The organism is Flavobacterium sp. DW-iso2, from assembly GCF_058725285.1.
Genome location: NZ_JBZXDY010000003.1, coordinates 117,711 through 140,627 on the forward strand (window position 1 = coordinate 117,711; position 22,917 = coordinate 140,627).

General features: G+C 35.6%; 20 protein-coding genes. 10 read left to right on the forward strand and 10 right to left on the reverse strand.

Translation table 11 applies throughout. The features are described 5' to 3' along the window. Nucleotides 1-3: 3 nt before the first annotated feature. The 5 genes from AC4PRO_RS03235 (at nt 4) to AC4PRO_RS03255 (ending at nt 6,735) form a co-directional block, all read left to right on the forward strand. The gene (locus tag AC4PRO_RS03235; RefSeq protein WP_492116299.1) at nt 4-1,044 is read left to right on the forward strand and encodes a Gfo/Idh/MocA family oxidoreductase; all 1,041 of its coding nucleotides are present in this window, start codon (nt 4-6) and stop codon (nt 1,042-1,044) included. Between the two features lie 517 nt (nt 1,045-1,561). Further along, on the forward strand, nt 1,562-4,399 hold the full coding sequence (locus AC4PRO_RS03240) for a TonB-dependent receptor (protein WP_492116300.1): 2,838 nt from the start codon (nt 1,562-1,564) through the stop codon (nt 4,397-4,399). Nucleotides 4,400-4,416: 17 nt separating this feature from the next. Beyond that, a complete protein-coding gene (locus AC4PRO_RS03245; protein ID WP_492116301.1) occupies nt 4,417-5,769 on the forward strand; it encodes a DUF5689 domain-containing protein in 1,353 nt (450 codons plus the stop codon). A gap of 208 nt (nt 5,770-5,977) precedes the next feature. Beyond that, entirely contained in the window at nt 5,978-6,112 is a 135-nt protein-coding gene (locus AC4PRO_RS03250; RefSeq protein ID WP_492116392.1) for a type II toxin-antitoxin system HigB family toxin, read from the forward strand. A 158-nt stretch (nt 6,113-6,270) separates the two neighbouring features. After that, on the forward strand, nt 6,271-6,735 hold the full coding sequence (locus tag AC4PRO_RS03255) for an FKBP-type peptidyl-prolyl cis-trans isomerase (RefSeq protein WP_492116302.1): 465 nt from the start codon (nt 6,271-6,273) through the stop codon (nt 6,733-6,735). Between the two features lie 87 nt (nt 6,736-6,822). Here AC4PRO_RS03255 and AC4PRO_RS03260 read toward each other — a convergent pair whose 3' ends face one another. Both AC4PRO_RS03260 and susR read right to left on the reverse strand, forming a co-directional pair. Further along, nucleotides 6,823-8,937: a glycoside hydrolase family 97 protein gene (locus AC4PRO_RS03260; protein ID WP_492116303.1), complete on the reverse strand. Its 2,115-nt coding sequence runs from the start codon at nt 8,935-8,937 to the stop codon at nt 6,823-6,825. Nucleotides 8,938-9,210: 273 nt separating this feature from the next. Next, nucleotides 9,211-10,860 carry a SusR family glycan utilization regulator gene (susR, locus tag AC4PRO_RS03265; protein WP_492116304.1) on the reverse strand — a complete coding sequence of 550 codons (1,650 nt, stop codon included), beginning with the start codon at nt 10,858-10,860 and terminating at the stop codon, nt 9,211-9,213. Nucleotides 10,861-11,054: 194 nt separating this feature from the next. Between susR and AC4PRO_RS03270 the strand changes: the two genes are divergently transcribed. The 5 genes from AC4PRO_RS03270 to AC4PRO_RS03290 all read left to right on the forward strand — a co-directional run bounded on the left by AC4PRO_RS03270 (nt 11,055) and on the right by AC4PRO_RS03290 (nt 16,553). After that, nucleotides 11,055-11,921, forward strand: coding sequence for a hypothetical protein (locus AC4PRO_RS03270; RefSeq protein WP_492116305.1), 867 nt, complete (start codon nt 11,055-11,057; stop codon nt 11,919-11,921). 124 nt (nt 11,922-12,045) lie between these two features. Next, nucleotides 12,046-13,296, forward strand: a complete 1,251-nt coding sequence (gene hflX, locus AC4PRO_RS03275) for a GTPase HflX (protein ID WP_492116306.1) — start codon at nt 12,046-12,048, stop codon at nt 13,294-13,296. A 378-nt stretch (nt 13,297-13,674) separates the two neighbouring features. Continuing rightward, nucleotides 13,675-14,511 (forward strand): DUF5694 domain-containing protein, encoded by an 837-nt coding sequence (locus AC4PRO_RS03280; protein ID WP_492116307.1) that lies wholly within the window; start codon nt 13,675-13,677, stop codon nt 14,509-14,511. Nucleotides 14,512-14,943: 432 nt separating this feature from the next. Next, entirely contained in the window at nt 14,944-15,411 is a 468-nt protein-coding gene (locus AC4PRO_RS03285) for a hypothetical protein (protein ID WP_492116308.1), read from the forward strand. A gap of 122 nt (nt 15,412-15,533) precedes the next feature. Then, nucleotides 15,534-16,553 carry a hypothetical protein gene (locus tag AC4PRO_RS03290; RefSeq protein WP_492116309.1) on the forward strand — a complete coding sequence of 340 codons (1,020 nt, stop codon included), beginning with the start codon at nt 15,534-15,536 and terminating at the stop codon, nt 16,551-16,553. Nucleotides 16,554-16,697: 144 nt separating this feature from the next. Here the strand turns inward: AC4PRO_RS03290 and AC4PRO_RS03295 are convergent, their stop codons facing one another. From AC4PRO_RS03295 to AC4PRO_RS03330, 8 genes are all read right to left on the reverse strand, one after another. Beyond that, on the reverse strand, nt 16,698-17,546 hold the full coding sequence (locus AC4PRO_RS03295; protein ID WP_492116310.1) for a DUF3078 domain-containing protein: 849 nt from the start codon (nt 17,544-17,546) through the stop codon (nt 16,698-16,700). Nucleotides 17,547-17,596: 50 nt separating this feature from the next. Then, entirely contained in the window at nt 17,597-18,112 is a 516-nt protein-coding gene (locus tag AC4PRO_RS03300; RefSeq protein WP_492116311.1) for a DUF2480 family protein, read from the reverse strand. A 9-nt stretch (nt 18,113-18,121) separates the two neighbouring features. Beyond that, entirely contained in the window at nt 18,122-19,954 is a 1,833-nt protein-coding gene (locus tag AC4PRO_RS03305) for an ABC transporter ATP-binding protein (protein ID WP_492116312.1), read from the reverse strand. A 1-nt stretch (nt 19,955) separates the two neighbouring features. After that, nucleotides 19,956-20,279: an SUF system Fe-S cluster assembly protein gene (locus AC4PRO_RS03310; protein WP_339919201.1), complete on the reverse strand. Its 324-nt coding sequence runs from the start codon at nt 20,277-20,279 to the stop codon at nt 19,956-19,958. Nucleotides 20,280-20,342: 63 nt separating this feature from the next. Continuing rightward, nucleotides 20,343-20,750 carry a GxxExxY protein gene (locus AC4PRO_RS03315; protein WP_492116313.1) on the reverse strand — a complete coding sequence of 136 codons (408 nt, stop codon included), beginning with the start codon at nt 20,748-20,750 and terminating at the stop codon, nt 20,343-20,345. 71 nt (nt 20,751-20,821) lie between these two features. Continuing rightward, the gene (locus AC4PRO_RS03320; protein WP_492116314.1) at nt 20,822-21,241 is read right to left on the reverse strand and encodes a SufE family protein; all 420 of its coding nucleotides are present in this window, start codon (nt 21,239-21,241) and stop codon (nt 20,822-20,824) included. After that, a complete protein-coding gene (locus tag AC4PRO_RS03325; protein WP_492116315.1) occupies nt 21,231-21,674 on the reverse strand; it encodes a hypothetical protein in 444 nt (147 codons plus the stop codon). The genes AC4PRO_RS03320 and AC4PRO_RS03325 overlap by 11 nt, the downstream gene beginning before the upstream one ends. A gap of 11 nt (nt 21,675-21,685) precedes the next feature. Continuing rightward, nucleotides 21,686-22,900, reverse strand: a complete 1,215-nt coding sequence (locus AC4PRO_RS03330; protein ID WP_074720483.1) for an aminotransferase class V-fold PLP-dependent enzyme — start codon at nt 22,898-22,900, stop codon at nt 21,686-21,688. Nucleotides 22,901-22,917: the final 17 nt, after the last annotated feature.

A 22,917-nucleotide genomic window follows, 5' to 3' on the forward strand; every position in this document is an offset into this window, starting at 1 on the left:
ATTATGCAAAAAATAAAAACTGCCTTACTGTCCTACGGAATGTCCGGAAAAGTATTCCATGCACCATTTTTGGAATTTCACTCGGGATTTGAGCTGCTTGGCTCTTGGGAGCGAAGTAAAAAGTTGATTCAAAAGGATTACCCCAACGTAAAGAGTTATGCTACTTTGGAGGACGTTTTGGCATCTGATACTCAGTTAATCATCGTGAATACACCAGTGGAAACCCATTTCGAATATGCTAAAAAAGCACTTTTGGCGGGCAAACACGTGGTAGTTGAAAAAGCCTTTACCACTACAGCGGCCGAAGCGAAGGAATTGGATGTCTTAGCTACGGAAAAAGGAGTGAAATTGGCCGTTTTTCAAAATAGGAGATGGGACAGCGATTTAAGAACCGTAAAACAAGTTCTTTTGGATGGCTTGTTGGGCGACATCATCGAAGCCGAATTCCATTTTGATCGTTACAATCTGCTTTTGAGTCCGAAGCAACACAAAGAAACGGCTAATTCTGGCGCAGGAATTCTAAAAGATCTGGGGCCACACTTAGTAGATCAAGCCGTTTATTTGTTTGGATTTCCGCAAGCTGTTTATGCTGATATCCGCAAGACACGCGATGATTCTTTGGTTGATGATTGGTTTGATATTTTATTATATTATCCTGAATTCAGAGTACGTTTAAAAGCTAGTTTTTTTGTCCGAGAAGCTAATCCGGCTTATACCATTCACGGGAAAAAAGGTTCTTTCCTGAAACCGCGAGGCGATGTGCAAGAAGACGATTTGAAATTAGGAAAAAAACCAAATCTAGATACTTGGGGAACGGAACCTTTAGAAAAAGAAGGGCTCTTGCATACCGAAATTGACGGTAAAATGGTACGACGAAAAATCCCAACACTTCAAGGGAATTATTATGTTTTTTTTGATGAGGTATATCAGTCGATTACAAACGACAAAGAAGAACCCGTTAGTGGACAAGATGGACTGAGGGTCATGAAAATTATTGAAGCGGCGATTCAAAGCAGTGCTGAGAAAAAAGTGATTAATTTATAGTTTTAGTAGACTAAGTATTAAAGTCTTAATTAAAAAGTTGCATTTGTAGCTTGAATCTAGCTGGTTTAAAAGCCAGCTTTTTTCTGTTCTCCAGAAAAAGCCCCCCCCCCTTCTCTTTTTTTTACAGCTAATAATTGTCTATGGTAAAAAGAATTTATTTATTAGGAACTAAGTATTAAACGGAGTTTTGATGAAAAAATAATAAATAAATTAACATTTTAATGCATTATTTTATTAAAAATTAACAATGGTATTAAATTTTAATTACATTTATAACGTGAAAAAAAGAATATAACTATTCTCTCGGTTTCTAAATACCACTTTTAGAACCACTTTCAAATTAGTCCTTTTTGGTTTTAAACCAAATTTTCCAAAAAACACTTTTCTTTTATCGCCGATGCCCAAGCCTGTTTTGGATTTTCTTTGTGCTCGGAAATAAAGCCAATTCTATTTAAAATTAAAAGTTCCCAAATCGCTTGGCGGACCAATTGTAGTTATATGAAAAACAAAGGGATTTATGAAAAAAGCTTGGCTTACACTTTTCGTTATTTTACAAATGGGATTTACTTTCGCACAAAATAAAACGGGAATTTCGGGGATAGTATTGGATGCCAAAACTCAGCTACCTTTAGCCTATGTGGTCGTTTCGATTCAAAATACAAATGCAATGCAGCTTACCGCGGCCGACGGAAAGTTCGTTTTTGATGATTTAATTGTGGGAGATCAATTGGCACTTTTCCACAGCCAAGGCTACAAAGATGGGCTGTTTCCGGTAACAATCCATGCTGGGCAACTACTGGATTTAGGTACAATTCTGCTGGAGGAAGATGAAATTTCAGACCAGCAAAGGAGCTTAATCCGACTTTTCGAAAATGATTTAACCGATGACAATAGTGGTTCAGAGAGCACCTCGGGATTGCTGCAGTCTTCCAAAGATGCTTTTCAGCAAGCCGCCGCTTTCAATTGGGGGCAGGCACGTTTTCGGATTCGGGGATTGGACAGTGAAAATGCGACCACCATGATCAATGGCGTTTCCATGAATAAGTCGTATGACGGCAGGCCACAGTGGGGCGATTGGGGAGGACTCAATGATGCAACGCGAAATCAGGAATTCACCGTCGGCACCGCTCCGTCCGATTATACTTTTGGAGGGATTTTAGGAACTCAGGAAATCAATACTCGCGCTTCCATTTACAGAACAGGAACCAGAATCACCGTTTCAGGTACTAATACGAATTACAGGGGACGCATGATGGGAACCTTTGCTTCAGGAATGAGTAATAGCGGTTGGGCCTTCGTGGTTTCGGCAGGAAAACGTTATGCAGAGGAAGGCTATTTTGAAGGAACCACCTACGATGGAAATTCTCTTTTCTTGAGTGTCGAGAAGAAATTAAGCGACAGGCACTCCCTGAATTTCACCGGATTTTACACCCCGAACAGCCGAGGGAAGAATTCGCCAAATACCGCTGAAGTAACGGATTTAACCAGCGGAACCTACAATTCCTATTGGGGTTACCAAAATGGAAAGAAGAGAAATGCCAGGGTAAAAACTATCGAAGAACCCATCTTGATACTCAATCACTATTTTAAGATCAATGACCAGAGCAATCTTAACTCTAGCGTAATGGTTCAGTTTGGAAAAATAGCTAATAGCAATCTCGATTATCAAAATGCCAATAGCCCAGATCCTACTTATTTTAGAAAATTGCCTAGTTATTACAGTTCGCTGTATGGCAAAGACGAGGGAGAATATTCAGGTGCTTTTACACCTGATAATGAAAATGCCGAGAAGAGCCGAATCCAGTTTTTGGCAAACCCTCAAATTGATTGGAATGCGCTGTATCAGGCCAACCAAAACCCAATAATAGACTCTAATGGAAATACCATGGGCTATGAAGCAGGAAAAAGTCATTATGTTTTATATGAAGACCGCACGGATGATCAAACGGTAGTCGCTTCTTCTAATTTCAACACGCAACTAAATGAAAACTTGATTTTTAATGCAGGGGGGTCATTCCGGAAATTAGAATCGCATAATTACCAGCATCTTCTAGATCTGTTGGGCGGTGCCTTTTTTGAGGATATTGATGGCTTTTATAGCGGTAATCAAGCACAATCTGATTTGAATAACCCAAACAGGCAGGTCGTTGTAGGAGATGCTTATGGATATAATTATAAGTATGCGGCGACTATTTTTGATGCTTTTAGCCAATTTAAATTTTCTTATAACAATATCGATTTCTATTTGGCACAATCTTTCTCTTCTTCGAATTATCAGCGGGAAGGTTTGTATAAAAATGGGATTTATGAAACGATTTCCTTTGGTAAAAGCGAAAAAGTATCCTTTGAGAATTTTGGATTTAAAGGCGGTGCCGTATTTAAAATTTCAGGGAAGCAATCACTGAATTTCAACGGAGCCCATTTGTCTAAAGCACCCACAATCCGAAATACATTTCCTAACGCCCGCTTGAATAATTCCGTTGTGGACGGATTGCAAAGTGAAATCATAAACAGCCTCGATGCGACCTATGTTTTCCGTTCGCCAAAGCTGAAGACGCGATTGACCGCGTATTATTCGACAATAAAAAACGCGGCTAAAACTTCCTTCTTTTATGCGGAAGGTATTTTTGACAATGGCGCTGGGTATACGAACACGAATGCTTTTGTAAGTCAAACGTTAACCCATCTGGATCGAAAGAATATAGGTGGAGAATTTAGTTTTGAATACCAACTCACGAGTACTATAAAAGGAAGTTTTTCCGCAGGATACGGTCAGTTTACCTATGACAGTAATCCTAATGTGAGTATTAATAATGATGCAATGGCTACCGTAGAAAACACAAAGCCTTCATTTGATTTTGGAACGGCGCTTTTAAAAAATTATAGACAAGCTGGAATGCCGCAACAAGCATATGGTTTGGGGATTGAATACCGCGATCCCAAATACTGGTGGATAGGAACTAATATTAATTATTTGGCAGATAGCTATATTGATGTTTCGCCAATAGCAAGGACGGATGGTTTTTATACCAATCCCACCAGCGGTTTTCCTTTTCCAGAAGCGACAGAAGATAGAGCGAGGGAATTATTGAAGCAAGAAAAATTCGAGCCTATTTTGTTACTCAATTTTACAGGAGGGAAGTCGTGGCGCATCAAAGGAAAAAACTTGGGGCTTTTTGCGAGTGTCAATAATGTACTAGACACAAACTATAAAACGGGCGGTTATGAGCAAGCTAGGAATGCTAATTTTAGACAATTAAACCAAGATTTTTCCAGTGGAACTCCGTCTTTTGGCAATAAATATTTTTACGGTTACGGAAGAACGTATTTCGTTAATCTCTATTTCAATTTTTAAATTAAAAAAATCGCCTTATGAAATCTACTTTCTATAGTTTCCTTTTTTTGACGGTACTTGTCACTGTTTTTTCAGGTTGTGCAAACGATGCAGTGGAAATACCAAAACTGAGCTGTACCCAACCAGATTTGTCCACAAATAAAACGGTGGCTGAAGTTCACACTAATGCAGGTGCCATCGTTACGCAATATACCTATGATGACATCATTGAAGCCTACGTGGTTTCTAGTGATGAAAATGGTAATTTTTTCAAAGCCATTTCGTTGCAGACTTTAGCAACTACGACGTCTCCATCCGTAGGGTTTAGCGTTCCTGTCGATGCAAGCAATACCTATGTTGATTTTAGAGTGGGAAATAAAGTCTATATAAAATTAAAAAATCAGTACACCGATATTAATTATGGAAGCCTTCGAATCGGTGGGATTTATGTTAATAGTTATAATGAAGGTGCAGTGGGGCGACTGTCACAAAACGACTATAAAAACGTATTGCATGCTTCTTGTACTACCGTGGGAGAAGATCTATTGGTTCGACCCCTTGTGATTCCAGATTTAGTTTCTGGTGCTAATTTAAACACTTTGGTAGAGCTGTCAGAGGTTCAGTTCACCGAGGCAGCGCTTGGACGTCACTATTTTGAAGAGACAAATAATGTAGGTGGTGCAACCAATTGGAGTTTAATCGATAAATTTGGGAATCAAGTTCTTTTTAGGACAAGCAGTTATGCTGATTTTGCCCAAAAAATGGTTCCCAGCGGAAATGGAAAGGTGAGAGGAGTGCTAACTAAATTCGGTTCCGATTATCAATTGCTGGCTCGTTCCGAAAAAGATGTGACGATGACTGCGCCAAGAACCGCTCCTTTTTTCTCCCAAGATTTTCAAACAGTAGTGGATAAAACTAATTTGAGTCTTCCCGGTTGGGCAAATATCGTTCAGAGTGGCACTATCTTCTGGAAAGGCACTATGTATTCTGGCAATGGGTATGCCGAGTTTAATACCACAGGAGCCAAAGTGGTGTCTAATATCGCATGGTTGATTTCACCCAAAATTGATATGGACACACATACTAATGAAATACTGACTTTTAGAACTGCGCAACATCATCTTGATGTGGATTCTCCTTTGAATTCACTGCAAGTACTTGTGTCGACTAATTTTGACGGCGTGAATGTTACTAAGGCAACTTGGACTCCACTCAAGGTGATTATGCCCACTCAAGTCACGCCTTGGTATCAGTTTGTGGGTTCCGGCGGAGTGGATTTGTCGTCTTATTCAGGGAAAATTAATATCGCTTTCAAGTACACGGGTTCCGGAAAAAATCTGACTTTAGACGGAGCTTTTCAGGTAGATGATGTGCAGGTTTTTGGGAAGTAAGGGGTTTTGAAAAATAAGAATCCTTTTGTTATGCGATAGTTTTTTGCCGGAAATTTGTAAGTTTTAATGTAAAAAGAGGAAACAGTTATAATGATAAATTACGTTTTAGGAGTTGCAATACATAAATGAAAAAATAATTCCCATATCGGGAACTTTTTATTAACTTTCTCTAAATTTAAAACACTTAACAATAATTGCTAAAAAAACACTGCGGGAATTTTGGGAAGCTCATGCTGATTGTGAGCAGCAATTAAAATCGTGGTTTAAGGAATCAAGTAGGACGGAATGGAAAAATCCTAATGAAATAAAACAGGAATATCCAAGTGCAAGTATTATTATTTAAGCACTTCGTATTTTATAATTGCTCCGTTAACATTTTTAATTTTATTTGTAATAAGTGGCTTATATAATATCATTATAGCATGTTATAAAGTCTTTTAATTTCACATCGCTTGGACATGTAATTTTATATATTTGCAACTCTATAAATCAAATCAAATTATGAAATCTATTTTATTATCACTTGTTTCTTTATTATTTGTCTCTTGCTTATCGGAAACAGAAAAACCAACAACTGCGGTTGATTATACAGCTCAAAATGAAAAAGAAATTGTGGATTACATTGCCAAAAACAAATTAACTGCCACAAGAACCGATTCAGGTTTGTATTATGTGATTAATGAAGCGGGAACGGGTTCTAAACCAATAGCTTCTTCTAATGTTACCGTAGCGTACAAAGGATATTTTACAAATGGATCTGTATTTGATAAAAGTAGTGACGCTGGTATATCGTTTGGTTTACAACAAGTTATCAAAGGATGGACTGAAGGAATTCCCCATTTTAAAGTAGGAGGTAGCGGTATTCTTTTAATACCGGCTCGCTTAGGGTATGGTAGTCGTGATAGCAATGGTATTCCAGGTGGTTCCGTACTTGTTTTTGATGTTAAGTTAATTGCTGTAAAGTAAATTAAACGTTTCTATTTACAGTAACGCCTAATTAAAAAAGGCTGTCTAAAATTTTAGACAGCCTTCTCTATTTTTATAAAGTAATTATTATTTGATTTCAATAATACTAATGGCATAACCACCAGCGGGTACTGATAACTGAGACAATTTTGACTTGCTAGTTACATTCATTTTTCGAATAGCATATGCCTGCGGATTCGTTTTGTAATCGGCATCTTTTGCGTCAGCGTAAATAGTTGCGTTGTATTTTTTTCCTTTTTCTAAAAAGTCAAATGCAATGTTTGAAGTACGTGCAATATCTCCATTTACATTCCCTACAAACCAGTTGTTAGTTCCTTTAGCTTTACGAGCGACAGTAATGTATTGTCCTGGCTCTGCTTCAAGGTATTTGCTTTCTGTCCAATCGATAGCCACATCTTTGATAAATTGAAAGGCATCCAAAAAGCGATTGTAATTCTCTGGTAAATCGGCTGCCATTTGTAAAGGACTGTACATGGTAACATACAAAGCCAATTGGTTTGCAATCGTACTATTAACATGCGAATGATTGTCAGGGTTCAATTTGCTCAAATCCATTTCGAAAATCCCTGGCGTGTAATCCATTGGCCCACCTATTAAACGAGTAAATGGCAGTACCGTTACGTGGTTGGGTTTAGAACCGCCAAAAGATTGGTACTCCGTTCCTCTAGCTGATTCGTTTCCTATTAAATTTGGATACGTTCTACAAATTCCTGTTGGGCGAACTGCTTCGTGCGCATTAACCATAATTTTATATTCGGCTGCTTTTTCGATAGCATATTGGTAATGGTTTACGGACCATTGGTCATAATGGTTTTCTCCTTTGGGTAAAATATCGCCTACATAGCCACTTTTTACAGCGTCATATCCGTTGTCTTTCATAAACTGATACGCCTTGTCCATATGGCGCTCGTAGTTGCGTATTGATCCCGAAGTTTCATGATGCATGATCATTTTTATCCCTTTTTCTTTGGCGTAAGCGTGAATTCCTTTCACATCAAAATCTGGATAAGGGGTCACAAAGTCAAAAACATAATCTTTGGCATGACCAAACCAGTCTTCCCATCCTTGATTCCAACCTTCAACTAAAACGCCATCAAAACCATTTGCAGCGGCAAAATCAATGTAATTTTTTACTTTGGTAGTCGTTGCTCCGTGCGTTCCGTTAGGTTTTGCTTTTGAGTAATCAGTAATCCCTAATTGTATGGATGGAAAATCATTGGTAAACGACCAAGAACTTTTACCAGTAATCATTTCCCACCAAACACCGATATATTTAACGGGTTTGATCCAAGAAGTATCTTCAATTTTGCAAGGGTCATTTAGATTCAAAGTCATTTTTGAAGCTAAAATTTTACGAGCGTCATCGCTAACAATTATAGTACGCCATGGAGAATGGTTTGGCGCTTGCATGTTTCCTTTATCGCCATTTGCGCTAGGAGTCAACCAAGATTCAAAAATCATGTTTTTGTCATCTAGATTCAGGTGCATACACGAATAATTAATTAATGCTGCTTCGTGTAAGTTGATGTAGATTCCGTCATTTGTTTTCATCATCAAAGAAGTTTGTACTCCTGTTGGCGAAAATGAAGTTTGCGAGACGTTTTCTGTTTTTGCTTTTTCGGTTAAGCCTCTAATTTCAGATAATTTTGAGGTAGTATAATCATATTCTTGGGTGTCATAATCTCCTGGAATCCAAAAAGCAGTATGATCGCCTGCCATGGCAAACTGTGTTTTTTCTTCTTTAATTATAAAATAAGTAAGGTTTTTTTGAGAAGGAAATTCGTAACGAAATCCAAGACCATCATCAAACAAACGGAAACGAATTACAATTTGGCGATCGGTACTTTTTTGGTTTAAGGTAACTGCTAGTTCATTATAATGATTTCGAATTTGATCTTCTTCTCCCCAAACCGGTTTCCAAGTTTCATCAAAAGTGGTAGTTTTTGTATCTGCAACCATGAAGTCATTTAACAATGATTTGTCATCGTTTTTTAGCTCTAAACCTAATTTACTGGTTTTTATAACTTCTTTATTTTTGTATTTTAATGCGTATGTAGGAGTTCCGTCATTTTGTAACGAAAAATCCATTGTAAAGGCTTCATTCGGAGATTTTAATTGTTGCGCTTGGACACCACTAATTAAGGCAAGCCAGATTAAGGAAGTGAAAATTAAGTGTTTCATTTTTTAGAATAAATTAAGGATTACTATTTTTTGGGTCGTACTATATTTTTTGTTATTCATAAGGAACGATGATATAGTAAATATATGCCCTTTATGCCTTGAATGTTTTTGTGATTTTTAAAAAGTAGATTGTATGTTGTTTTTTGAAGTGTAAGTTACTGAAAATTAATAAGTTAATTCTATTTTTCAATTAAAAAAAGTAGAGTGTTCTTAATCTAAAAAAAAGTCAAATTGATTGTTCTTACGAGTGAATGTACTTATAAAGGGTACTAGTCATAGCTTCGTTTTTGTTCCTATTTGCATGACATTAGCCTCAAATTCTTCACGGGGGCCCGCTGCTTTGTTTTTGATTTGGGAGCGATAATTGTAAATTGTAGATACAGAATAGCGAAGGAAAACCGCTATTTTAGCACTGTCCTTAATACCCAAACGGATAAGCGCGACTATTCTTAATTCGGTGTTCAAAAGGTCGCCGTCTTTCAGTTGGGTTAATTCAGAGTCAACAAGCAACGCTTCAAATTCATTGATAAAGTCAGGAAAGAGCAGTAAAAAGGTTTTGTCAAAATTCGAGTAAAACTCTTTTAGTTCAGTTTCGATAAACTGTTTTGACTTGATGGCGCTGATGAGGTTGTTCATTTTGCCTGCGGTTGCCATCATATTCAATTTCCGGCGATAGGCTTCTAATTTTCCAATATAATCCGAGCATTGGTCCATGTATTTGCCTATGTAGATTTCTTTTACAAGATTGGCTTCCGTTAGCGTACTGTTCGTTTCCTTTAGTCGTAAATTAATGGCATGTAAGGCAACATTTAGTTCTGACAATTGAGTATTTGCCACATTCAAATCTTTTTGGGCAATCTTTAATTTTTTCATTTGCTTGAAAAGCAGAAGTAGCACAATCAATAAAATCACAGTCAATAAGCTGACACTTACCAGAAATAACCAGAGTTGTTGTTGGTTCTTTTGATTCTGATGTTCATACGCTTCGCTAATAATGGGCATCATTTTAGAGATCTCGTACGTTCTTAAACGGGCGTTACAAAAGAGCGCGTCTTCTAGTGAGCGTTGTATGTATTTGTAGGCTCGATCGATATCGCCTTCCTCGTATAGTAAAAAGGCCAGATTTCGAAGCGAAATATTTTCCTTTTTGGCCAACTTCAAATCAGAGATAGCGGAAATAGCCAACCATTTTTTCTCTGCTTCTCTGTCTTTTTTTTGATGGTAAGCATGAGAAATGATGTAGGCAAAAATAGCCCGATCAGGATCAGAAAGAGAAATAGTGGGAAAAACGGCAAGAAGCTGATGCAATGATTCGTCTTCTTGCCCATCTTTAATTAATTGCTCAGTTTGAATAATTAGGTGTTGTCGAGACTGTTTTGGGAAATGCTGCAGCGAGGAATCACGGTATTTTTGTGTTAATGTAGCGTATTTTTCTTTTTCATACACAGAGGTCGCATAATCGTACATATAGCCATAAAGCACCCGATTAACAACAAAATATGCTCCTTTCAATTCCGGCGAATGATTCCCAGGATTTTTTGCGAGAATGTCGGTAGCCTCTTTGTACATTCCTAAAGTGCCCATTATCGAGGCGAGATTAAGTGCGGCTTGATCACTTCTTTTTGGATCCTTCAGGCGAGTCGCGATTTGCACGCTTTTTCGAGCAAAAACCAAAGCAGAATCGGATTTATATACTCGGTATTCTTCGTATAATTGATCGTAAACTTCCTGTTTTTGAAGATCACTCAAAGCAGGTTTTAGAAGCAGTTTTAGGGAATCAATGGCATGCTCTTTTTGGTTCGAATACAACTGATGATTCTCGATTGTTTGATCCAATTCCCGCAGTAAAGAAGTTGAATTCTCTTGAGCCAAAAGCAATGTTGGAAAAAGGAAAACAAAGAAGAATGGCAAAAATCGATTCATTAAAAGGGAATTAAGGTCGGGTAAAAATAGCCAAAAATTCAAAGGAATTGGCGATTCCTGTTGGTAAATAAATAGAGGTATTCTTTTAAGAGCAGTTCACTTCGAATAGTACAAAAATTTAGATTTAATAGTTATAAGGATAGGGTTTTTGTTTGGTTTTTGTATTTTGCAGCCCAAATCTTTATTAAAACTACATGAAAACCTACTTTATGGCACTGCTTATGGCAGTTTTACCTTGCTGTATGCCAGCACAAGCACAAGAAAATTCCGTGAGATTGAAGCAAATTAACGTTGTTAAAACAAATTTTAGAAATTTAAAAGATGGCGAAACCGTAAACAAAACAATCACATTCAAAGAAGGAAAAATTCATTCGATTAAAACGTCTGATATCATCCAAGTTTATTTTTATAATCCAAACGGATTACTTGATATGACTGTAAAAGAGCGCGAAGGTAGCAACTGGAAAGAGGTGATAAATTACACGTATGACAAAGCGAATAATCTAATAAAATTTAGTAAAAAATACGATGAAAATGGCGAGAACGTTACTAAAACAGTTACTTTTAAATATGACGGTGCACGAGTAAGAGCCATCACTAAAAAAAGCACTACCCATCAAAATTTTATTGAAGATAATGAATACATCGTTCAAGAAGGTATAATAGTAAGACGTTCCTCTCGCGACCGAAACGAGCAAATTATCAGTAAAAAAGAGTATGGGTATTACAAAGATAATTTGTCAAGAGATAAAGGACTTGTAGGTGATAAAACAATAATTTATTATACCTATGATGATAAAAACTCGGTTAAATTACTAATGGCCAAAAGTACCTTTGGTGAAAATTATAAAGTAATTCTTCCGTTAATTTCTTTCTATGAGGATGAATTTGATTTTCAAGCAATATCTAGTAATAATGAGCTTGATTCTAAAGCCACATCAACAAATTATGTAGGCAAATCAGCTACGTTTAAATACAACAGCAGTAATTATCCCATTTCGCAAGACCTTGTGGAAGAAAACGGAATTGTAAAAACAAAAACGACTTACTTATACGAGTAATTATACTATGTTGAGGTTGCCCCTATTACTAAAAAGGCTAATGTTTCTTTATAATTATTTAAAAAGCATTTGGAATTACAGTTAATAGTGCACAAATCATTAAATTTGTAGCTTATACAAAGATATGTTAGAAAAAGAAGTATTAAATTTCGAAAAAACAGCCATTGTTGGGATTGTGACTCAAAATCAAAGTGAAGAGAAGCTTAGAGAATATCTTGACGAATTAGAGTTTCTAACCTTTACGGCAGGTGGGCAAGTGGTCAAACGTTTTTCACAAAAAATGGAACGACCAAATCCTAAAACATTTGTAGGAACGGGAAAAATAGAAGAAATTCATCAGTATGTAAAAGAGAACGAAATTTCAACATTGATCTTTGATGATGAATTGACTCCCTCCCAACAAAAAAATATTTCTAAAGTAATCGTGGAATGCAAAATTCTTGACAGGACTCACCTTATCCTGGATATATTTGCGCAAAGAGCAGAGACTTCCTATGCTAGAACCCAAGTAGAATTGGCACAATGCCAATATCTTTTACCTCGACTTTCTGGAATGTGGACTCACTTAGAACGCCAAAAAGGGGGAATTGGAATGCGCGGACCTGGAGAAACAGAAATTGAAACAGACAGACGTATTGTACGTGATAGAATTGCTTTATTGAAAGATAAAATCAAAGCGATTGACAAACAAATGGGCACACAGCGCGGTAATCGTGGAGCTATGGTTCGTGTCGCTTTAGTGGGTTACACCAATGTTGGAAAATCAACTTTGATGAATGCGATTGGAAAAAGTGATGTTTTTGTCGAAAACAAGCTTTTCGCCACTTTGGATACCACGGTTCGAAAAGTAGTGATTAAAAACTTGCCTTTCTTGCTCTCTGATACGGTAGGTTTCATTCGAAAATTACCTACACAACTAGTAGATTCTTTTAAAAGTACCTTAGACGAGGTTCGTGAGGCGGATTTACTGTTGCACGTAGTTGATATTTCACATCCTGAATTTGAAGACCATATTGCTTCAGTGAACCAAACGTTAATGGACATCAAAGCAAGTGACAAACCAGTAATTATGGTTTTTAATAAGATTGATGCCTACACCCATTTGACGATTGATGACGATGATTTGATGACGGAGAAAACGCCGAGACATAATACACTGGAAGAGTGGAAATCCACATGGATGAGTCGAGTAGGAGAGGAAAATGCCTTGTTCATTTCGGCAACAAACAAAGAAAATTTTGAAGAATTAAGAGAACGTCTTTATGAAACGGTAAGACAGATTCACATTACCCGTTTTCCTTACAATAAGTTTTTATATCCTGATTATAAGGACGCTGTTGAGAAAGAGGACAAAGACGAGGAAGAAATCGAATAATTTATCCATATAAAGTACACAGCCGTCAGTTCGAGCGCAGTCGAGAACAGAGTTAGTCGAGCAACAGAAACCCTTTTGATATTTTCAAGAGGGATTTTTTTTGGGCATGTCCCACCTTTCACTAGCGTTACAGCTGGGTCGGGCATTACGTTCTCAATCTCCCGAAAAACCGGGAGGATTTCCACTGCATTCCCTCATGCGAGATTTACGGGATATAATTGCTATTGCGATTCTTAGACTATTTGTAAGAAAAATTTAATATATTTGAAATACCAAGTACAAGCCAATAGCGACAACCTACTCATTTGTGGGTGTATACACGCTATTTTGTAGCGAGTATATACAAGTTACCACACATTTAAAAAAACAATTGGCTAAATGAAAAACATCATTTTTATATTTCTAGCACTCGTGACTTTTTTCAACGTTCAATGTCAAGAAAAGACCGAAGTTATGCTATTGGGAACTTACCATTTTGGAAATACCTCTGACAAACTTAAGGTAATAGACAACATTTTAAGAGAAGAAAAACAGAAAGAATTGAAAGTTTTAATTGGTAAATTAAAAAAATTCAAACCGGAAAAAATATATGTTGAGAACGAACCAAACCAGCAACATTTTTGGGATAGTATATACAAATCACATCAAGAAAATAAAGAAATTGTCATTAAAAGTGAATTGTACCAAATTGGAATTAAACTTGCATCCCTTTTAAAATTAAAATCTGGCGTAACTTGCGTAGATTGGCATATAAAACCAGCTAACACCTTCGCCGAAAAACAGTATGAAATACTTTTTGATTCGATGTTAAAGTATGATGATTCTATAGTTGCTAATGTATCGTCCGAACAGAAAATATCTGAATTTGAAAAGCAAACAATGGTAGAGATTCGAGAACTTTACGAAAAGACACCGGAAATGAAAATTATTAATGTCTACAAGATTTATAATTCTGAGAAGCATTTAGAACGAATGTTTTATGGAAACATAACATCATATATGGAGGTTGACGAATACCATACGAACATATTTTGGAGTCAGAATGATATGATTAGAAACGTAAATATTTATCAAAATATAATTCAAGATATATTAAAAGATAATCCAAAAAAAGTAATCATTCTTTATGGTGCTGGACACATAAAAGCATTGCGTAATTATTTGGAGGTTCATCCAAAAATTAAAATAGTAAATACGATAAAATATTTGGATTGAATTAAACAGCGGAATAAAAACGTGTGGTAACAATGTATATAAAAAATAGGCGAAACAGTAGTGAAAACAAGCCTTTTGACTAGTGTCAAACTTTCTGGTGCTTGTCTGTGACTAGTGCCTACTTAAATTGAAATACAAATCGTAGCGCTTTTAACGCGGATAATTAAAATGGGAATCAGAGATTATGTAAACAGTAGTTATAGGAACTATAAAAAAGACAATACTGTTTTTTCTAGTGTAAATGCTTAACCTTTGTGGTAATCTTTTTATATAAGCCGCGTTGTAAACGCTTTATTTAGTTCACATTTGTAAGTAGGTACTCGTCACAGACGAGCACCAGAGGAGGGAATCGATATGTGAAAATCAGAAGATTAAAAGTTGAATACATCACTACACGAAAATACAAACCTTACATAATAATTCAAAAAGGGAATGCAATCAAAACTTAACGTCACTGAATTCAAAGAAAAATTAAAAAACTCAATAAAAATTGGACATCCTCAACTTAAAATAAATACTCCATTTAACTTGTTTTTCTTCGATTCCTCAAAATCCTTTTACGGACGTTACGACGATTCAACATTTTATCTAACTTCAAATTTGAGATTTTCTCATAGTTATTACGTTATAAAAGGAAATTATAGTTTTATGAATAAAAAACTTCAAATTAGATATGAAATTTTTCCAAAGTTTAAATATCAAAAATATTTTTTGTTATTTTGGTTAGTTTGTGGAATTGGCATGATAACTTATATTAATCTTACATTCGGAAACAAAAATGATGTAATGATACCAACTATTTTTATATTACTAATGTTAATCTTTGGAAGCTTACATTACAAGCTTAGTAAAAGAATTATAGAAAAGAAATTCAGACAGGCATTTGAAATTTATGACTAAAAAACAACATTTCTCTGGTGCTCGTCTGTGACGAGTGCCTACTTAAATTTAAAGACAAATCGCAGCTTTTTTAACGCGGATAATTAAAACGGGAATCAGAGAGACGCTCTTTAAAACATGATATGAAAAGCATCAATACAATAATCTTCCTATGTTTAGTTCAAATAATTTTTGGACAGAATCGAAACATAATAAATAATCAAGCCATTCCATTTAGTCTAATACAAAAAAAGGATACGATTGATTTTATAGTAATTGACACAAAATTAGACAGAGTAAAACCTATTTTTTTATTTTGTCAAGGTTCTTTACCATTGCCATTATTTGTAAAAACAGCAAAAGAAAAAATATGGATGATTGGTGGTGGAATTACAAATTTTGATCTAGATGAAATCAAGAAAAACTATCATTTAATTGTAATTTCAATGCCAAAAACACCTGTAATTATCGATGAAAAAAATCTAAATGAATCGTATTGCTATATTCCAAACGCTGAAAAACCAGATGAATTTGATGCGGATTATGTCAAGTCTGATTATTTAGAAAATTATGGAAATAGAGCGAAAGCAGTCTTAAAATTCTTGCGAAAACAAAAATGGGTAGACAATTCCAAATTAATAGTTGCAGGGCATTCACAAGGTTCAAAAGTGGCCACTTTAATCGCTTTAAACAATAAAAAAGTAACTAATTTAGGTTTGTTTGGCGCCAATCCATTTGGTAGAATTGACCAAAATATCCGAAATTACAGAAAAAGTGCAGAAAGTAAACAAATGACTTGGGAGGAAGCGGATGAGCGTATTGAAAATACATATAAAATGTTGAAAGATTCTTACGATGAAAAAATATTAAAGGAGAATCCAGATTTATTAGCTTGGAAATCATTTTCAAGGCCATTGATAAATGATTGGTTGAAAATCAAAATCCCAACCTATTTAGCTTATGGAACGAATGATATTGCTTCGGATTTGTGTGATTTAGTACCTTTATTTTACATTCAAAATTCAAAAACAAATCTGACTTATAAACGATATTTAAATTTAGAACATAATTTTTTTGAAGTAAAAGAAAATGGAAGAGCAGATTATGAAAAAGAACATTGGCAAGAAGTAATGAACGAATTTATTAAATGGACTGTAAAATAACGACCTCTTCTTACACTTGTTTTTTATTAGAACTTCCATGCAGTGAACAACAAATCATAGCGTTTACAACGTTTACAACCACAAAAAAATCCCTTTTGAAACCATTTTCAAAACGGATTTCCTCTGTAAAAAATGGAACTTCGATTAAAACCCGTAATTAACCCCTAGTCCAAAAACTTCTCGTACTTGAACGGCTTGTATGGAATTGTCATCATAAATGGCCTGTACCGCTACATTTGCGGACAAGTAGTTGTTGATTTTTAGAAACAAATTCATTTGGTAGTCGACATCAACATTTTGTGGATTGTCTAAATAGTTGGAATATAAATTCAACCGATTCTCGATAGACACGTTAGCCATGATATTGAACTTGTAATAAGCAGTAATACTGGCTCCAAATTCAATTCGAGAGTTGTCTCCTTGTAAAACACCAAATGATGGGCCAAATTCTGTATAGTGATTGTGTACCAAGATCAGTTTTGAGGTAGCGGGAGAAAAATTCACACTCAGGTTATTACTTTTTTTCCAAAGCATACCGGGACCCAATTGAAAATAAGCGGGAGAGAAAAAATGAGAAATATTCACATCATTTTTATCGTAACCCGTGTCCATTTGCGTTTTAAAATTGAAAAACATGGAATAGTACCATTGTCCGTTGGCTTTCTTTCCATATAGTGAATTCAATTCCACTCGGTCATCGGTTTTAGCTATTTTTTCATCTCCTTTAATTTTGGTTAAACCGTAGGCCAGAATCAGTTTGTTATCCCAAACGACATCTTCTTTTTTGTAATTGAAGTCATAATTCAGTCCAAAATTTCCCGCGATATTCGAAGTTCCGCCACCCAGCCATTGCTTGTTGTAAGCAGATTGATTGAAAAGCAGTGAGATGTTTCCTTTTTTGGTCCAATACTTTATGGTATCTGTGGCTGTTTCTTGGGCGGTTACAGAAAGTATGGTGAAAACAAATACGAAAGAAATAGCTATTTTTTTCATGACTTTATATTTTTAATGCTACAATAAAAGTATAAAAAAATCACAATAAATTAACCTTTCTTTGAAGCTTTGTACAATGGCACAGCTGAGCATGCTTCGCCATACATAATACTTCGGGCAAAAGGTTGTAAATAATGTGCTGCGAGTACATAAGCCCGCATTGGAACCGGTTTTCTAGAGCATCCTTTTATAATAACCGGTTTGTTTTCATAAACCGAATAGTCAATTTTAGGTAATAATTCTTCGTAAAGGGAAGCGTCTAAATCTTCAATCGTTCCGTTGATTATTTTTTTTGCAAATGACGATAATTGTATAGCAACCAAAATAGATGCCCAAGCCGGGACAATCGCATCGGTGCTGCAATGAATCGCCACATATTGATCTTGATATTGGGACCAATCATGATTTTTCAATTCCGCTCTAAAGTCTTTTTCTCGCAGTAAAAAGCCTTCCAAAAGCCATTGCGAAATATCGATTTGCGCCCGAATTCCGCTTGGATAATAATCTTCGAGATCGAAAACTTCCAAAAGACTATTGGCTACTTTATTTATGATTTCATCTTCCATACTTTTATTTTATAAATAGCCTTCAGCCTGCAGTGTAAACAGTTGGGCGTATAATTGATTATTCTCCATTAATTCCTGATGCGTTCCTGACTCTAAGATCTTACCTTCTTGTAGGACAACAATGCGATCGGCCTGTCTCACGGTGCTAAATCGATGAGAGATGATGACACTAGTTTTGTCCTTAATTAATCCTATAAACCGTTCAAAAACTTCGCTTTCGGCTTTGGCATCTAGCGCCGATGTGGGCTCGTCTAGAATCATAACTTCAGCGTTTTTCATGTAAGCCCTTGCCAATGCAATTTTTTGCCACTGTCCGCCGGAAAGTTCTTGGCCTTTAGCAAATCGTTTCCCCAGTTGTTGCTCGTAACCATACTTTAATTCAGCAACAACTTCATCGGCTAGACTTAATTCAGCCGCTTTCAAAATGCGTTCATTATTGTTAATCTCATCAATTTTTCCGATAGCAATATTTTCTTTTACGGAAAATTCATATCTGAAAAAATCCTGGAAAAGGACTCCAAAATACTCCTGATAATTGGCCTTATTATATTGGTTGATATTGATGCCGTCTAGCAAAATTTCACCTGATGTAGGCTCGTAAAATCGAAGCAGTAATTTAGTAAGTGTCGTTTTTCCTGCACCATTTTGCCCAACAAATGCTATTTTTTCTCCCGCTTTAATGGTAAAACTTACATCGTTTAATATTTGATTATCACTTTCAGGATAAGCAAAGTAAACATTTTTGAATTCAAATCCGATTTTGATTTTTTCTGGCATCAGAACCTCGTTTTTGCTTTTATATTCTGTCGAAATGTCGATAAAATCAAAATAATCTTTGAGGTACAAAGCACTCTCTGATATTCGTGTAAATTTCGAAAAAAAATCGCGCAGACTACTCATTAATCGATTGAAACTCCCGGATAAAAAAGTTAATTCCCCCAATGAAATTCCGCCCGAAAGAACCCTGTAAATTATAAAAACATAAGCGGCATAATAACTGATCGATCCTAAAACATTAAATAAGAACCCATAACTGGAACGTTTTACAACAAGCGATTTATTTAATTTGAAATAGCGCGTTGCAAGGGTTTCAAATCTTTCCACCAGAAAACTAGTTAAACCAAAAAGCTTAATTTCCTTTGCCGTTTTGTCATTAGCACCAATAAATCTAAGGTAATCCAATTCTCTTCTTTCGGAAGTCCAGCTTCGGGCCAGCGAATATTGTTGTTGACTGAAACGGACTTCATTTATAAAAGAGGGAAAAATACTTAAAACTAATAAGATAATTAAATAAGGCTCAAAATAAACCAGTCCCACCACCAGTGAAAATATAGAAATAGTAGTTTGAGCCTGACCTAACACATTCGACATTAAATCGACACGGCCTGCCGTTTGCGTTCTTGCTCGGTCAAGCTTGTCGTAAAATTCAGAATTTTCAAGTAAACTTATATCAATTTCATTGGTCTTTTTAATGATTTTAATCGAACTATTGATATTGTACTGATCTCCAAGAATTCCATCCGTAAGTGAGATTGCACGACCTACCAAATCCGATAATACTACCAGAATGAATTCAATTACTACTGATTGCCAAAGTTCAGAATAATCCTTTTCTCCATGCGTTGTAATTTGGATGATAGCATCAAAAATAAGTTTTCCAACCCATAAAATCGCAACCGGTAACAAAGCCGCAACGATTCTGCACAAAGCAGATGTCAAGAATAACGATTTGTTAGTTCGCCAAATTTCTTTGAAAAACCGGGGAATTAAGAAAAGCGAATCAAGAGACGATTTTAATCCAATTTTTTGATCGTTTAACGATTTGGGTTGACTGCGTGCCATTTTAAAGCATTCCTAATTCTAATTTTGCTTCTTCGCTCATTAAATCTTTACTCCATGGTGGGTCAAAAGTAATTTCTACTTCAGCATCTTTTACGTGCTCAATTGATTTTACTTTTTCTTCTACTTCTCTAGGTAAACTTTCTGCAACAGGGCAGTTAGGCGAGGTTAGCGTCATCAGGATTTTTACTTCATAATCCGTGTTTACCATTACATCATAAATTAATCCTAATTCATAAATATCTACTGGAATTTCTGGATCGTAAATTGTTTTTAATTTTTTTACGATCGCTTCTCCTAATTCATTCGTGTCTATATCTTGTTCCATTTTTTTTCTATTTAATATTTTTTTGAACCATATAAGGAATATAAGGTCATTTAAGTTATTCGTTTAATCTTCTAAATATCTATATCTTTCATTGACATAGGTTTTTTGTCCCTCTTTAAAAACATGAGTCACATTAAAATTTAGTAATAACCCAATCGGGACTTGCAATAGTTTCATATAGGTTAAAATTTGAGCTTCGTGAATGGGTAGCACTTTTTCTACTGCTTTCAGTTCTACCACTAAACTTTTTTCAACCAATAAGTCACATCTTAAACCTGTTTCAAGTTCTAACCCTTTATAATTAACAGGTATTGTAAGTTCAGTTTGGAATTCAAAACCTCTAATTGTCAATTCTTTTTTCAAACAAGTATGATAAACACTTTCTAAAAGACCAGGGCCAAGATACTTATGTACTTCAATAGCACAACCATTAACCTGATAAATTAAATCTTTTAGATATGTTTTGGTCATAAATTTTCTGTTTTTAATCTGACTTATATGACCTTAAATGTCTTATATGGTTAAAAGAATTGATTTGTAAATTAGTTTTGTGAGTTGAATGCCAAAGCATACATTTTTATATTCTTAATCATTGACACTAAACCGTTAGCACGTGTAGGGGATAAATGTTCTTTCAGTCCTATTTCGTCAATAAAATCCATATCAGATTCGAGAATGTCTGCGGCAGTTTGATTTGAAAAAGTACGGATCAAAATGGCGATAATTCCTTTTGTCAAAATCGCATCGCTGTCTGCAGTGAAAACCACCTTGTCATCGTTTTGCTCTCCCTGCAACCACACTTTCGACTGGCATCCTTTTATCAAATTATTTTCGGTTTTGAATTCTTCTTTTATTAACGGAAGTTTTTTTCCTAATTCGATGATGTATTCGTATCGCTCCATCCAATCATCAAACATGGAAAATTCGTCTACTATCTCGTCTTGTATTTCTTTAATTTTCATCGTTTTGTTTTGCAATTGAATTTATTTTATCTACGAATTTTTTAATCTCTTTTGGCGGAAAACCATGATCAAAACTCGTTGTTTCATAGGTTTTGTCTTTAAACGTAATTTTAAAATTAGCAATTGGCGCACCGTCATAAAAACGTTTCTCTGTAGGTGCTTTCAGTTTTGGCAAGCTGCCCAATTCCATTTTATTGAAATAGTCTACTAATTCTTCCCAGTCCTTGGCTGCTATTTTTGTAGGAACGACTTTCTCTTGTCCGCTTCTATCTTTAGAAATGATGACCATTTGATTTTGAACTGTTATTTTTTGATAAAACCCTCTTGTATTTGCGGTGTATTCAATAACAGCAGATTCTAGATCTTGTTTGCTTTGGCCTTCACAGCTTTTTCCAAGAAAAATAGTCAGTAATAATAAAGATAGTATTCTCATTGTTTAAAAAGTTAAGATAACATTAGTGTTGCTTTTTTTACCGCTTCAACCATAACATCGATTTCTTCTTTCGTATTGTAAAAAGAGAATGAAGCTCGTATGGTGCCCGGAATATTGAAATAAGTCATAATCGGTTGCGCGCAATGATGCCCAGTTCTAACCGCTATTCCTAATTTGTCAATTATGGTGCCAATATCGTATGGATGAATGCCGTCAATATTAAACGAAATTACGGAAGTTTTTTCTTTTGAGGTACCAAAAATTTTCAAACCTTCAATTTCTAATAGACGTTTAGTTCCGTATTCCAACAATTCCAGTTCTTGTTTTTGAATGTTTTCAAAACCAACGGCATTCATATAATCGATAGCAGTTCCTAAAACGATTCCACCAGCAATATTTGGCGTTCCTGCTTCAAATTTATGAGGTAGTTCAGCGTAAGTCGTTTTTTCGAAAGATACTTCTTTGATCATTTCGCCACCACCTTGATAAGGAGGTAGTTTATTTAGCCAAGCTTCTTTACCGTACAATATCCCTATTCCGGTTGGTCCGCATATTTTATGTCCTGAAAAAACATAAAAATCACAATCTAGTTCTTGAACGTCTGGCTTTAAATGCGGTACCGCTTGCGCACCATCAATTAATATGGCAGCACCAACAGCATGTGCTTTATCAATCATATACTTGATTGGGTTGATCGTCCCCAGTGCATTTGATATATGATTAGTTGTAACAATCTTTGTTTTTTCGGATAGTAATTTATCGTATTCGGCCATGATCAATTCCCCTTTTTCATTCATAGGAATGACTTTTAGGACGGCACCTGTTTTCTCACACAACATTTGCCAAGGCACAATATTACTGTGGTGTTCTAATGCCGAAACTAACACTTCGTCACCCGGTTTTAAAATAGCGGCAAATCCGTTTGCAACTAAATTGATTCCAAAAGTAGTTCCAGAAGTAAATAGCACTTCATGGGAAAATTTGGCGTTGATGTGATTTTGAATTTTACCACGTGAAATTTCATAAGCATCAGTAGCCAATTGGCTCAAAGTATGTACGCCGCGATGAATATTGGCATTAATTTCCTGATAGTATTTTGAAATGGCATCAATCACAATTTGTGGTTTCTGCGATGTGGCTCCGTTGTCGAGATAAACTAAAGGTTTTCCGTTCACTTTTTGCGAAAGTATCGGAAAATCGGCTCTTATTTTTTGAATGTCTAGCATAATTATTTAGAAAAGTT